Genomic DNA, 14,299 nt, shown 5'->3' on the forward strand with positions numbered 1-14,299 from the left:
GGTGAGCCGATGCAATTCTTTGTAGATTTACTGAGTCAGCCGTCAATCATTGCCGGTATCGTCGTGATGGCTGGTTTGATTGCGTTGCGGAAGCCATTCACCGAAGTGATTGGTGGTACGATCCGTGCCTTTATTGGCTTCATTGTTCTGCTGGCTGGCACCAACATTATTGTCGGCGTGCTGAATAATTTCGGGAAGCTGTTTACCAAGGCATTCAACATGCACGGTATGATTCCTAGTAACGAGGCTGCTATTGGGATTACCGTCGCCAAATACGGGACTATTGCTACTTTTATCTTTGTTTTTGGTTTGATACTCAACATCCTGCTAGCGCGGTTTACTAAGTTTAAGTATATCTTTCTTTCCAGTGATCACGCTTTTTACATGGCGTGCTGCCTAACACCAATCATGGTTCTTAGTGGCATGAATACACTCGAATCAATTATCTTTGGTTCGATGGTGCTGGGCGTTATTCTCTGCGTATTTCCTGCCATTGCGCACCCAACCATGAAAATCATTACTGGGCGCGATGACATGAGCTTTGCACACTTTGGGACCATCGAGTATTGGTTTTCCGCCAAGATTGGTTCCTTGGTTAACAAGAAAAAGAAGTCGAAATCGATTGAGGAGATCAAATTTCCTCAGGGCCTAGCCTTTCTGCAAGATAGTAATGTTTCCGTGATGATTGTGATGACCATTTTGTTCTTCATCGTGACGGCTGTGGCCGGTCCCGAGTACGTCGGCAAGTTAACCACGTTGAATCCATACGTGTGGGCGTTAACCCAGGCGGCACAATTTGCTGGTGGCATTATTGTCCTGGTAACTGGGGTGAACATGTTGCTAGATGAAATCACGCCGGCGTTTAAGGGCTTCAGTGACAAGATTGTGCCCAACGCCGTTCCTGGTTATCCATTCGCCATTCTCTTTAAAGGCACCTCTAACGCGCTGTTGGCTGGGTTCCTCATGAGTCTCCTGGGCGGTCTGCTGTCCATGGGTGTACAAATACTGTTGGGCACCGTAGTGGTAATTCCCGGTATCGTGATGCACTTCTTTTGTGGTGGGATTGCGGCAATCTTCGGTAATGCGACGGGTGGTCGCCGCGGTGCTTGATTGGGCCATTTCTGTTCGGGATTATTCTGAGCTTTACCCCATTACTGGCGACGGGGCTCTTTGGTTCATTAGGGTTCACGACGACTTACTGGTCTGATAGTGACTTCAACACAATTGGGTCCTGCTGGGGACGGTGGCTAAGATGGGTCAGTTGCCAATTATCATTGCTTCAATTATTATTTTCGCCTTTCCGTTTGTGGCCACGTTGTTTGGCAAGAAGGCAGTCAAGTAAGGATATTATTTGATCTAAAATAAATGGTGAGTACTGATTAGAGAAAATGCAACGTTTTGCGATTGTTGGACAGGTGGTCTAAGGGTCGTTGAGCGTTGTATTTTTGTTGGTTTCTATGACTACGAAGCAATTGAATTGTTCTGCAATGGGGGGAGATGGAGGCCTGCATGGGGGCGAACTTCTTGGGCCTTGTTGGCATCCCTGAAAATATAAGCAAAGTACGACGTAGCAATGACGATTGGCCTGGTGGTATGTTGAATATTACCGGTGAACCACGAATTGACGGGTGTCGACAGGAGGTATCTAAAGTACGGGTAGTTTATTTTCTGATGTCCTGGTTGGTGAATGGTTTGATACATCAATATAAATGATGATGTACTTGTACATCACGGACTTCGATGATATACCTTGGCTATAGAGACGGGGGGTGACCAAAATGGATAGGCTGGATCGAATTATAGGTGAATACAAAGTTCGTCGTATTGGCAATTCAAACGTCATTACAATTCCCAAAACAATGAATTTTCGACCAGGAGACAGAGTGATTTTGAGGTCGAACGAGGCTGGAACAAAGGGGAGTTTTGAGAAGAAGATTTCTGGGAACCCGTGGGAAAACGGCCAGTTCGATAATTTTGATTTTCGGGCAGATATGAAAATTGTTGGTAATTTTGGCGTGGGCAAAGATGTTGGCCGTGAAAATGAGAAATGGTAGTAGTGCAACAGGGCAACCTGGTGTAGATTGATGCTGAACTCTACATTGTTCATGGTAACGAGAACATCAGCTTGAACGCGCAAGAAGTTTGCCACCTGATGATTGTGATTTCTACTGTTATGGATATAGATTATATGTTTTAAAGGGAGCTAACTTTCGCTGTAGCTCCTTTGTTTTGCTGTTTCAACTAATTTTGAGTGACTACAGGTCTAAATATAGTCCTCAAGAAGAGGATGACTGCGTATCTGGCCGACGGGGCGTGACTGGTTAATCACGAACTAACGGGTGCCGGCAAAGTGGTGGTGGGGTGGATACATCGTGTCCGGAGACGTGGTTGCAACATTGGTAGTGTGAGCCCGGCCAACGCTGCCGGTGACCACTACTGCTGCAACCCCACCGCCACTTTGCCTGCACGACTACCACATTACAATATAACGATAGGCAGACACCACCAAAGTGTCCAAAATCGCCGGAATTGCCGCGCCGACGCTTGAAGAAGATTTCTAATAGTGGTACCATATTACAACGATATTTTTTTTAATTTCGGTACAAAAAGGGGGTTGGGCCTTGGAGGACTCAAATCAGCAATACGAACAGCAACACCTGGACGATACGGTCCACGAACTCCACGCCGCTGACAAACGGTTAACGCAGGAAATTGCCAAGACGCAATCCGAAGAACGCAGCATCAGTGACAACTTCTTCAGCGACTTTTCCATTAACCTGACCAACGACGATGAAATCATCGAGACCGCCGCCTCCGTGCAGCAGCAGCAACAGCTTCTCGATGAGCGGGCCAACGCCCACCGACAGTCGACCGTGCAGTTGGGCACCGTCAAGCGGTTGCTCAAGAATCCGTACTTTGCACGCATTGACTTTCAGGAGGCCGGCGAGAAGCCTGAGACCATCTACATCGGCCTGGGCAGCTTCACCGACGCCAACGGGCACTTCCTCATCTACGACTGGCGGGCGCCCATCAGCTCCATCTATTACGATGCAAGCTGGGCCAGGTGACCTACCAGACGCCGGATGGCCCGCAAAGCGTGGAGTTGAGCCTGAAGCGTCAGTTCGTAATCAAAGACGGTGTGCAGATCGAGACCATGTTCGACACCGCCGAGACGATTGGCGACCAGATGTTGCTGGAAGTGCTGGGCGAAAAGTCCGACACCCAGATGAAGAGCATCGTGACCACCATTCAGCGCGAACAGAACCAGATCATCCGGGACACCACGGCCGACCTGCTGTTCGTGCAGGGCGCGGCCGGCTCCGGGAAGACCAGCGCGGTGCTACAGCGGGTGGCGTACCTGCTGTATCGCTACCGGGGGAACCTGACGTCCAGCCAGGTGATCATGTTTTCGCCGAACCAACTGTTTTCCGATTACATTGGCAATGTGTTGCCGGAGATGGGCGAGCAGAACATGGTGCAGTTCACGTACTACCAGTACGTGACGCGGCGGACGCCGGGGCTCAAGGTGCAGAATCTGTTCCAGCAGTTCGAGGCTAACCAAACACCTTTGCAGGCCAAAGTGGCGGCGCTCAAAGAGAGCGATGCGTTCTTCCACGCGACCGAGGCGTACGCCGAACACCTCCGCAGCGCGGGCGTCCGGTTCAAGGACATCCGGTTCCGTGACGGCGTGTTCTTCAGCCGCAAGAAGATTGCGGAAATCTTCTATAGTTATAACCAGAACTATAACATGAACAACCGGCTCCAGGCGACTAAGGAGCGGCTGACGTCGATGCTGAACCGGCGGGTGGGTTCTGAGACGCGTGCAAAGTGGGTGCGTGAGGCGGTCGAGAACCTGTCCGAAGAGGAGATCCGCGACCTCCAGTCGCAAGGCCAGCCGGGCGAGTTCAAGGATAGCGACAGCGAGTTCCAGTTTTACGCGCGCCACATCGTGACCAACGCGTTTGAGGACATCGATGCGGCCATCATCCGCAACCGCTTCTTGAACGTGCGGGCGCAGTACGTGGCGTTCCTGCGCGCGGTACCGGAGTTCCTGGACGTGACGAAGTTTGGCATCACGGTGGATGAATGGGCGCAAAGTGTCGAGGAGTTTGTCGACCAGTTCCGCGAGCGGCAGCTGACGATGGCGGACGCGACGCCGTACCTGCACCTGTACGACCTGATGATTGGGCGTCACGGTGACCGGAAGATGCGTTTCGTCTTCATCGACGAAATTCAGGATTACACGCCGTACCAGCTGGCGTATCTGCAGAAGAGTTTCCCCCGCGCGAAGTTCACGCTGCTGGGTGACTTAAACCAGGCCATCTTTACTGGTAGTAGCGCCCGTAACCTGATGGGGTCGGTCACGAAGATGTTCGATCCAGACAAGACGCGCGTGTGCAGTTGACGCAGTCGTACCGGTCGACGGCGCAGGTCACCGAGTTCACGAAGGCCATCCTGAAGAGCGGCCAGAAGATTGTGGCGTTCAACCGGCAGGGCGACTTGCCGCAGGTATTGGTCCGCAAAGACGTGGATGCGGCCTTCGCGGCTTTGACCACGCAACTACAAACGAACGCGGCCGACCACGACGCGACGGCGGTCATTACCCGGTCGTTGGGCGACGCGGAGGCGCTACAGGCGCGGTTGCACGCGGCGGGGCAGAAGTCGACGCTGATCCGGTCGGAGAACCAGCGGCTGGTACCGGGCGTGCTGATTGTGCCGTCGTTCCTGGCCAAGGGGCTGGAGTTCGACGCCGTCGTGGCGTGGGACGTTACGGCCGCCAACTTTGGCGGGGATGCGGACCGCGAGCTGCTGTACACCATTTGTTCGCGGGCGATGCACCGACTGACGGTGATTGCGGCGGGGACGGTTTCGCCGCTCATCGCAGCGATCGACTCCGACCTCTACACAACTGAACAGTAACCTCCATGGCGACTACCTCCGGGTGGTCGCATTTTGCGCTTTTGTGTACGAACGCGCGGGTGGCGTTTGGGGCTGCGGCTTACGTGCCCTACGCCGTAGGTTGCTACACCCGCACGCTCCGGACGTGCCGTCCTCCCGCGGATTCTGTAGCCAAAGGAAATGCACCTTTGTCTACAGAACCTGCCGCCGTACGTCACTACGTTCCTACGGCGCTCTGGGGTCGCAGCAACTACGTCTCCGGGCACGACGCCTCCGCCCCAAACACCACCCGCGGGTTCCCGACAGTCAGGAGGTTGCCACTAATCGGCTGTAATAGTCATTAGAGGTTACGTGGATAATGTTTGTCGTTCACGCTAACGTGGCGGTGGAGATTCGGTCGGGTGCGGAGACGACTGTATTCGTAACGATGAACATCTATCGTTGGTCGTACTGGTGTGGTGGTGGAGGTTGAGTGGTTGGTACCTGCGACGGCTGTATGCCCGTAGTTCTGTTGGTTTACTTCCGGTTTGGGCTTTAGCCCTTACCGGGAGTTAACTCAAGTGACCGTCGCAGACTGTCACTTGAGCGACCTCAGAATCAAATTGGCTAGACCGAGTGGTTTCCTCGGGCTAGGGCAATTCGCGGTAGCCCGGAACGGGCGTGAGCGTGAGGCTCACAGCACCGGTCGCGGGAACCAGCCGCTCAACCGGAGCCAGCGCGCCAGTACGACCAGCCACTAGCAGCGGTCACCGTGGAGCGGTCCACAAAGTCGTAGCACGCAACAGCACCCGCACCGAGCAGCGCCGCCACCGTAACCCGTTATTTGTGGTAGAATACGCACATTAAGGAAAGTGTGGAGGCAACAGTTGTGGTGAATGATGCAGGACAGTACCGGATGTTCGACCGTGCGACGTGGGCGGCGATGGGGCCCGCCAACGGGACCGACATTACCGCGGCGGAGATCGACCGCGTGCGGTCCCTCAACGATAAGCTCAGTATCGACGATGTGCGCGACGTCTACATGCCGCTCGTCCGCTACCTGCGGCTGCGGCGCGATAACTACCTGCAAACCGAGCAGGCCAAAGCCGGGTTCCTCGGTACCGGCGAGCGGGTCGCGCCCTTCATCATCGGCATCAGCGGCTCCGTCGCGGTCGGCAAGAGCACCTCGGCGCGACTACTCCAGCTGCTCATGAACCGGGTGATGCCCGATCTCAAAACGCAGATGTTGACGACCGACGGCTTCCTCTACCCGAACGCTGAGCTGGAGCGCCGCGGTATCATGGCACGCAAAGGTTTCCCCGAAAGCTACGACATGCATGCTTTGCTCCAGTTCCTCATGGACATTAAGCTGGGCCGGCCCGCCAAAGCGCCAGTGTACTCGCACGAAGAGTACGACGTCGTGCCCGGCCGCTTCACCACGGTCGACCAGCAGGATATCGTCATCGTCGAGGGGATTAACGTCCTGCAGACGGGCGGCGACGAGCCCATCTTTTACTCGGACCTCTTTGACTTGGCGCTCTACGTCGACGCGGCGCCCACCGACATCGCGCGGTGGTATGAGGAGCGCTTCTACAAGCTCCTGAGTTTAGCCAAAGACGACCCGAACGATTACTACTATGATTATGCCAACGGGGACCCGCAGGCGGCGGCCGACCTGTGCCGCTGGGCGTGGGACGAGGTCAACTTGCCCAACCTGGAGGAGTACATCCTGCCGACGCGGGCGCGGGCGGACGTCATTTTGCATAAGCGCGCCGACCACACGATTGATACGGTGGCGGTGCGGCGTTTCTAGGTGATTGACCGGCCCCGTAAATACCGTTAGAATTGTTACAGCGATTAAACCATTAATATCAAAGGAGTGTGACATGGTGGCTACTGCGCAAAACAAGGACTACGACAAGATTATCGTGCTCGACTATGGTAGTCAGTACAACCAACTGATTACCCGCCGTATCCGTGACTTTGGCATCTATTCAGAGCTGAAGCCGCATACGATTACTGCCGCGGAAGTGCGTGAACTGGCGCCCAGGGGGATTATTTTCTCCGGCGGTCCGAACTCAGTTTACGATGAGGGGGCCCTGGGCGTGGACCCAGAACTCTTTGAACTCGGCATCCCGATTCTGGGGGTTTGCTACGGCATGCAGCTGATGGCAAAGGAGCTCGGTGGCCGCGTCGAGCCCGCCACGGAGCGTGAATACGGGCACGTCGACATCGACGTGCTGGCGGACACGCACCCGGTGCTGTTCCGCGATTTGCCGGAGCGCCAGACCGTGTGGATGAGTCATGGGGACCTCGTGCGCGAGGTGCCAGCCGGCTTTGTCACGACCGCAACCAGCACGAACTGCCCGATTTCCGCCATGGCGGACGACCAGCGCAAGTTCTACGGTATCCAGTTCCACGCCGAGGTGCAGAACACGCAGTATGGTGAGCAGATTCTGCGCCACTTTGCGTTTGACGTTTGTGGTGCCGACGCCAACTGGAACATGTCGGACTTCATCGAGGACCAGGTGGCGGCCATCCGCGCCGAGGTCGGCGACCAGCAGGTGCTGCTCGGTCTCTCCGGTGGGGTGGACAGTAGCGTGGTGGCGGCCTTGTTGAACAAGGCGATTGGCGACCAGCTGACGTGTATCTTTGTGGACCACGGCCTGCTGCGCAAGAACGAGGCGGACCAGGTAATGGACAGCTTGGGCAAGGGCCTGGGCGTGAAGATTATCAAAGTGGATGCGGCCAGCCGCTTCCTGGGTGACCTCAAGGGCGTAACGGATCCGGAGCAGAAGCGCAAAATCATCGGTAAGGACTTCATCGAGGTCTTCAACGACGAGGCGCGCAAGCTGCACGGTATCGACTACCTGGCACAGGGTACGCTGTACACCGACGTCGTGGAAAGCGGCACGGACACGGCGCAGACCATCAAGAGCCACCACAATGTGGGCGGCTTGCCGGACGACTTAAAGTTCAAGCTGATTGAACCACTGAACAAGTTGTTCAAGGACGAAGCGCGCGAACTCGGCGAAAAGCTGGGCATCCCGCACGACCTGGTCTGGCGTCAGCGTTCCCAGGTCCCGGCCTGGGCATCCGCGTGCTGGGCGAAGTGACGGAGGAAAAGTTGGCGATCGTGCGCGATTCCGACTGGGTCCTACGCGACGAAATCGCCAAGTCCGGCCTGCAGGAGAGCATCTGGCAGTACTTCACCGTCCTGCCAGGCTTCCGCAGCGTCGGCGTGATGGGCGACGGCCGGACGTACGACTACACCATCGCCATCCGTGCAATCACGAGTGTTGACGGCATGACGGCCGACTTTGCCCGCATCGACTGGGATATCCTGCAGAAGATTTCTGCGCGGATTGTTAACGAGGTCGGGCACGTCAACCGCGTTGTGTATGATATTACTAGTAAGCCGCCGGCAACGATTGAATGGGAATAAAAGGTATATGTTAATTGAACCCGGAATGTTGATTTAACGGCATTTTCGGAAGATACAAAGGATACGATTGGCGGGAAAATTGTTACGTTCCCCGCCAAAATCCCCGCCAAGTTTGGGCCGAATGAGGTCTGAACTGGCGGGGATTTTGCGTCCAATAGCATTGGACGGTTGCCAGTTTTGGTTTTCATTTGTGTAGCTGTATAAACACAATTTCTTACTGACGCTGATTGTCTCGTTCTCGAAATCGATGTTTTTTTTCGGGGAATAGTGGTAACTTTACCGATATGTATCGCGTCATGGATTGTAGTCAGAGGATGGATGAGCAGAAGCGTTGATAGTACTTCTTGGAATATAATTATCTTGATAAGCTGTTAAAATCCCTCTTTAAATTTTCTGGGACGAAAGCCTCCTTATGAAGGAGAGCAAGGAAAAATGTTGCACTTATTCTGTGACAAATCGCTATGTATGCGATTATGATTTGTAGTGTACAATTAACGTTAGTATTTACACGGGTTGGTTCGTATACGGGGGTTTTTCCATGAGTAGTAATTTTGAATTCTTAAAAGGAATTAAGGATGCTGAACAATTTGTTGGGCCACTTGAAACGGCTGAGCTTATGTACGCAAATCAAAAGTACCAGCAGGTGCCCGGAATTGTGCGTAATGTACCCGAGGGTGTGGCTCGATACGTTCTGAAGAAACGTAATCATGATTTTTCAGGAAGCTTTTTCGAGGCGCTTTCCTTAATTCGCAAAAATGGTTATGTTACGCAGGACGTAATGGACATATTGGATGATATTCGCCGTAAAGGCAACACTGTTTTACATGACGTTAATGCTCAAGTTTCAAAGGATGACGCATGTGAGACACTACTTAACCTTCACAAACTAATGTATTGGTTTGTGTACTCTTACTGTGGGTTCCGACAAAGCGTTCCTAGCTTCAAGGAACCCGTTTTATACACTACATCGGCTAAGACATTAGTTTATTCATTTACGGCGGATGATCTTGTGCAGTGGCCACAGTACGCTGGACGTCAAAAAGTTGGTAAAGCCACCTATCATGGTGAAATTGTTGATACTACACCGAACAGCCAATTTCTACATAGTGCAGCGCTAAAACGTATCAAGTCGTACGCTGGAACGATGGGAGTTAAACCAAATATCGAATGGGTTGAGGCTGCCTATCGGGAGGTCAATGGGCATGGTGAATGGTTTGACGACCACGCAGTCCATGAAGTTCTCGATAACTCAAATATCAAGAGGGACCCTAAGCTGGTCGAAGGGTCCGCTCGTGAGTGGTACGTTACGGATGTTGATACTGTTAAGAATGCCATTGCGGCGGTTCGTGAGGGAAAATCATTTATAAATGCGCCGACTGTTGTTGGACCAAAGATCAAGCTACGTCCTGAACAACAAATTGCTATCGACAGGACAGAAAAGGTCTTCAAGACGAAAAAAAAATGGTGAAAAGAAAATGCTTTGGAATGCCAAAATGCGTTTTGGCAAGACCCTTAGCGCCCTTCAGCTAATCAAGAACCAGCAATACAGTCGTGTTCTTATCATGACACACCGCCCCGTTGTTCGTGATAGCTGGTTTAAGGATTTCGATAAGTTAGGGATGCCTGGATACCGATATGGTTCAAAACAAAAGCATGACGCTTCTTTGGAACAATTAGTCGATGATGGTGGCAGATTTCTTTACTTCGCTAGTATGCAAGATTTGCGTGGCTCTGAATGGGCTGGGGGCAAGGCCGGCGACAAGAATGAGCTTATTGCAAAAATTGATTGGAATCTAGTGATTATTGATGAAGCCCACGAAGGAACACAGACAGATTTAGCGCAGGCCGTGATTAAAGGTGTGGTTAAGGATGCGACTCGTGTCCTTGAGCTTTCGGGGACTCCGTTCAATTTGATTGACGGGTACGAACCTGAGCAGATTTTCACATGGGATTACACGATGGAACAACAAGCCAAAGCACATTGGAATGTTGATAACCCCGATGAAGTAAATCCTTACGCTGTATTGCCGAAGGTCTCTATGTTCACGTTTGAAATGAAAAATAGCTTTCAGGATAGTCGGTTCCTTGACTTTGACCAAAAGTCGTTCGATTTCCACGAATTTTTCAAGGTGGATGATAATGGCCGCTTTGTATACGAAACAAAAGTTAACCAATTTTTGAACAATATTACGTCACCATCTAAAAATACTAACTTCCCGTACTCAACCGAGAAATTTAGAAATGAATTGAGACATACTTTGTGGTTGTTGCCATCAATTGCTGCGGCTAAGGCACTAAAGGCACTGATGGAAAAGCACCCTGTATTTGGTATGGAATATACCATCGTTAACGTGGTTGATGACGGTAAAGAAGATGGTGCTAGTGAGGGAGACTTAAATCGCGTTCGCGACGCTATCACCAAGCACCCGTCGAAAACTAAGACCATTACCTTGACTGTGCGTAAATTGACAACCGGGGTTAATATTCCCCAGTGGACTGCCGTTATGTTCCTGTCCAATACTAACAGTGCAATGCAATATCTACAGGCAGCATTTCGGGCCCAGACGCCATACGCCGATAAGGAGATGGGGATGAAGACGGACTGCTATATCTTTGATTTTGCGCCTGATCGTGCTTTGAATGTTATGGCTGCTTCGTCTCAATTGGATACTGGTGCTGGTAAACTGCAAACAGACGATCAAAAAGAGAAAATGGGTGAGCTGCTCAATTTTCTTCCAATTATTGGTGAACAGAATCAAGGCATGGCGCCGTATAATGTTGATAGTTTGATGACTCAGTTGAAGAAAGTTTATGCTGAGAAGGCGGTTCGTACCGGGTTCGATGATGATTCGCTGTATAACGACGAATTGTTGAAAATGGATGAGGCCGACCTTAAAGACTTTAACGACCTCAAGGCAGAAATTGGTACGACCAAAGCCCAAAAGAAACCCAATACAATTGACGTTAACCATCAAGGACTTACCGATAGGGAGTATAACGATGCCGAAAAAGCAAAGAAAAAGCATAAGAAAGATTTAACTACTGAGGAAAAGGAACTTCTGGAAAAAGAACGTGCTCTCAAGAAACAACGTAAGACGATGATTTCAGTCTTACGGTCCATTTCCATTCGTATCCCGATGATGATTTATGGAATGGATATTCCAATTGAGAGGGATATTGATATCCAAACATTTGTTGACAAAGTTGATGCTGAATCATGGGCAGAATTCATGCCAAAAGGTGTCGATAAGGCAAAGTTCAAGAAGTTCTCCAAGTATTATGATGCGAATATTTTCATTGAGGCTGGTCGCATTATTCGCCAGCGAGTTAAGCGAATGGACCACATGGAGCCTTTGAGGCGTACTGCAGATATTGGTGAGCTATTCGGAACCTTTAAGAACCCAGATAAAGAAACTGTACTCACTCCATGGCGTGTTGTGAATATGCAGTTAGGAAAGACAGTCGGGGGGTATTCCTATTTTGATACTACGTATAATTACACCTCAATAGATGGTGATAATGCTACGCACTGGGTTGATACTGAAATGACAAAAGATATTTTTAAACCTGACACCCGAATACTTGAAATCAATTCTAAGACTGGACTTTATCCGCTATATGCAGCCACATCGTTGTACTATCAAGAACAGGCACGGCTGAGCGAACGTACTGGTGGCAAATTTACTGCCAAGGATGAAGACGAAATATGGCGAAATATTCTGGCTAAAAACATTTTTGCTATTGCTAAAACTCCGATGGCTAAACGCATAACAAACCGAACTTTGTGCGGATATCATGAGTTCGGCACAAACGTTGTATATGTTGATGGTATTGTTGAGAAGGCCAAAAATTCAAATGATGAAACGGTTCAGTATGTGCTTGATGCATTCAAAGAAAGGATTGTTAATCAAATGAAATTTGATGTGGTTATTGGTAACCCACCGTACCAAGAGTCGGAACGTGGTGATAGCAAAAGCAAGAAGTCAATTTATCAGTATTTCATGGAACTGTCGTATCAACTTTCAGAAAAATCAATAATGATTACGCCTGCTCGGTTTCTATTTAATGCGGGGGATACTTCCTCGATCTGGAATGAGAAGATGTTAAATGATTCGCATTTACGAGTGGTTATGTTCGAAAAGCATAGCGGAAATATTTTTCCCAAAACTGATATTAAAGGCGGAGTCGCAATAACTTTACGCGATACTACAAAAGAATTTGGTAAAATTGGCACATTTACACAGTTCGACGAGTTACGTCCCATTCTGGATAAGGTGCGGTCTAAACGAACTGATACTTTGAATAGTATCGGTTTCTCTCGAACTATCTACAGATTAACTGACAAGCTACATCAGGATTTTCCGGACGCTATTGAACGGTTAAGTGCTGGTCATAAATATGATATGTCATCGAATATAATGAAGCTGCTTCCTGAAGTGTTTTATCATAATAAACCTGATGATGGGAATCAGTATATTCGCATACTTGGAAAGCCAAAAGACACGAGAATTGAAGAATGGATTCGGCGGGACTATGTAACTGACAGGCCTGGGTTAGATAAGTACAATGTCTTTTTGGCAAGTGCTATTGGTAGTGGTGAATTTGGCGAGCCCTTAAGCGATATGTACATTGCCGAGCCTGGCGTTGGACATACTGAAACGTTTATTAGTATTGGAGCATTCGATACTAGGTTCGAAGCAGAATCAGCTGAAAAATATCTGAAAACCAAGTTTGCTAGAACCATGTTGGGGATATGGAAGGTTACACAGAACGGACCAATATCCACGTATCGCGAAATTCCTGTACAGAATTTTACGCAGGACTCTGATATTGACTGGAAAACTTCCATTAGGGATATAGACAATCAATTATTCGTGAAATATGAATTAAGCGACGATGAGGTCCAGTTTATTAATACCCATGTAGAGGAGATGAACTAATGGTTGACGAAAACCTCATAAAATCAAATGAACGAGTTAAGGCACATGGTGAGGTTTTTACCCCTAAACGAATTGTAAAGCAAATGCTTGATCAGCCGGAGCTAGTCGAATCCTTGAATGATTTATCGACCACATTTATGGAACCGGCTGCCGGAGAAGGCGCGTTTTTAACTGAGCTGTTGAGAAGAAAGTTGAGTCTGGCAAATAGGCTAAGCACGGACCTAAAGTCGTATGAAGCAAATGCGGAAATTGTTCTTTCATCACTTTATGGTATTGAGCTTTTAGAGGACAATGTCGAAGTTCTAGTTATGCGGATGTACCATATTTTTAGTCAGTATTATTTCCAAGCTATTCGCAAATGGAATGGTGAGGGGAGCCGCAAGGTGAATAGTAGTGCCATGACAATCATTGCTGCAAATATGCAGCAGGGGGATGCAATTAAAAAAAACTACTAGAGATGGAAGCCCAATAATCTTTAGTGAATGGAAGCTGTTACCGGTTATAAATGGTGTGCAAAAGGTACAACGAACAGAATACACACTGGACTCCATTATAAATGGTGGAGAGCCATTGGATGGTTCGACACCAAGTGGAAAGGTGGAGCAGCTGAATCTATTTGGCTTTGATGATGAGGTTGATGAAGGGCCAAAGAGACGGTTCAAGTCGTGCAAATTGGTTGATATTTATAAGGAAGAGATGGAGGAAGTTAAGAGTTAATTGGGTGAATAATTCGATAATATTGCCCATTCCCCAAATTATGGACTTGGAAAACCGTTGTAGTTAACTGTGTGGGTGCTGGTCCACGGCACGCAGACAAGGCAAATAAATAAAAATTTATGTGATTTCTGTTACGGCGTGATTCTGGTCTTTCATCGGGTTCATGCCGTTCATTTTTTTCTTTAGGGTATTTATAGCTGTACCAGTTGATTGCCGCCACCCTAGCGGTTTTTTTTGTTCGTAGCTTGAACATAACGCGTCTGACAGACGTTAGATGTAGGTGCGAAGTGACAATGCTTATAGCATAGCTTCCTTTTAA

The 14,299-nt window shown here is 49.7% G+C and carries 6 protein-coding genes and 3 pseudogenes; all 9 read left to right on the forward strand.

Annotated features, from left to right (window positions below; all coding sequences use genetic code 11):
* The first annotated feature begins 9 nt into the window (after positions 1-9).
* The 9 genes and pseudogenes from ulaA to JCM12539_RS15040 all read left to right on the forward strand — a co-directional run bounded on the left by ulaA (position 10) and on the right by JCM12539_RS15040 (position 13,980).
* Positions 10-1,342 (forward strand): annotated as a pseudogene (gene ulaA, locus JCM12539_RS02595) (PTS ascorbate transporter subunit IIC).
* A gap of 436 nt (positions 1,343-1,778) precedes the next feature.
* A complete protein-coding gene (locus tag JCM12539_RS02605) occupies positions 1,779-2,054 on the forward strand; it encodes an AbrB/MazE/SpoVT family DNA-binding domain-containing protein (RefSeq protein WP_054649031.1) in 276 nt (91 codons plus the stop codon).
* Between the two features lie 567 nt (positions 2,055-2,621).
* Positions 2,622-4,920 (forward strand): annotated as a pseudogene (gene helD, locus JCM12539_RS02610) (RNA polymerase recycling motor HelD).
* 850 nt (positions 4,921-5,770) lie between these two features.
* On the forward strand, positions 5,771-6,691 hold the full coding sequence (coaA, locus tag JCM12539_RS02615; RefSeq protein WP_082405302.1) for a type I pantothenate kinase: 921 nt from the start codon (positions 5,771-5,773) through the stop codon (positions 6,689-6,691).
* A 76-nt stretch (positions 6,692-6,767) separates the two neighbouring features.
* Positions 6,768-8,323, forward strand: a pseudogene (guaA, locus tag JCM12539_RS02620) (glutamine-hydrolyzing GMP synthase).
* A 538-nt stretch (positions 8,324-8,861) separates the two neighbouring features.
* The gene (locus tag JCM12539_RS13805; RefSeq protein ID WP_225350200.1) at positions 8,862-9,791 is read left to right on the forward strand and encodes a hypothetical protein; all 930 of its coding nucleotides are present in this window, start codon (positions 8,862-8,864) and stop codon (positions 9,789-9,791) included.
* 7 nt (positions 9,792-9,798) lie between these two features.
* Positions 9,799-13,263 carry an Eco57I restriction-modification methylase domain-containing protein gene (locus JCM12539_RS02625; RefSeq protein WP_263849726.1) on the forward strand — a complete coding sequence of 1,155 codons (3,465 nt, stop codon included), beginning with the start codon at positions 9,799-9,801 and terminating at the stop codon, positions 13,261-13,263.
* Entirely contained in the window at positions 13,263-13,718 is a 456-nt protein-coding gene (locus JCM12539_RS15035; protein ID WP_369396044.1) for an N-6 DNA methylase, read from the forward strand. Before JCM12539_RS02625 ends, JCM12539_RS15035 begins: the two co-directional genes overlap by 1 nt.
* Entirely contained in the window at positions 13,696-13,980 is a 285-nt protein-coding gene (locus JCM12539_RS15040; protein WP_369396045.1) for a hypothetical protein, read from the forward strand. The genes JCM12539_RS15035 and JCM12539_RS15040 overlap by 23 nt, the downstream gene beginning before the upstream one ends.
* The last annotated feature ends 319 nt before the right edge of the window (positions 13,981-14,299 follow it).

The organism is Lacticaseibacillus pantheris DSM 15945 = JCM 12539 = NBRC 106106, assembly GCF_001311175.1.
GTDB lineage: Bacteria > Bacillota > Bacilli > Lactobacillales > Lactobacillaceae > Lacticaseibacillus > Lacticaseibacillus pantheris.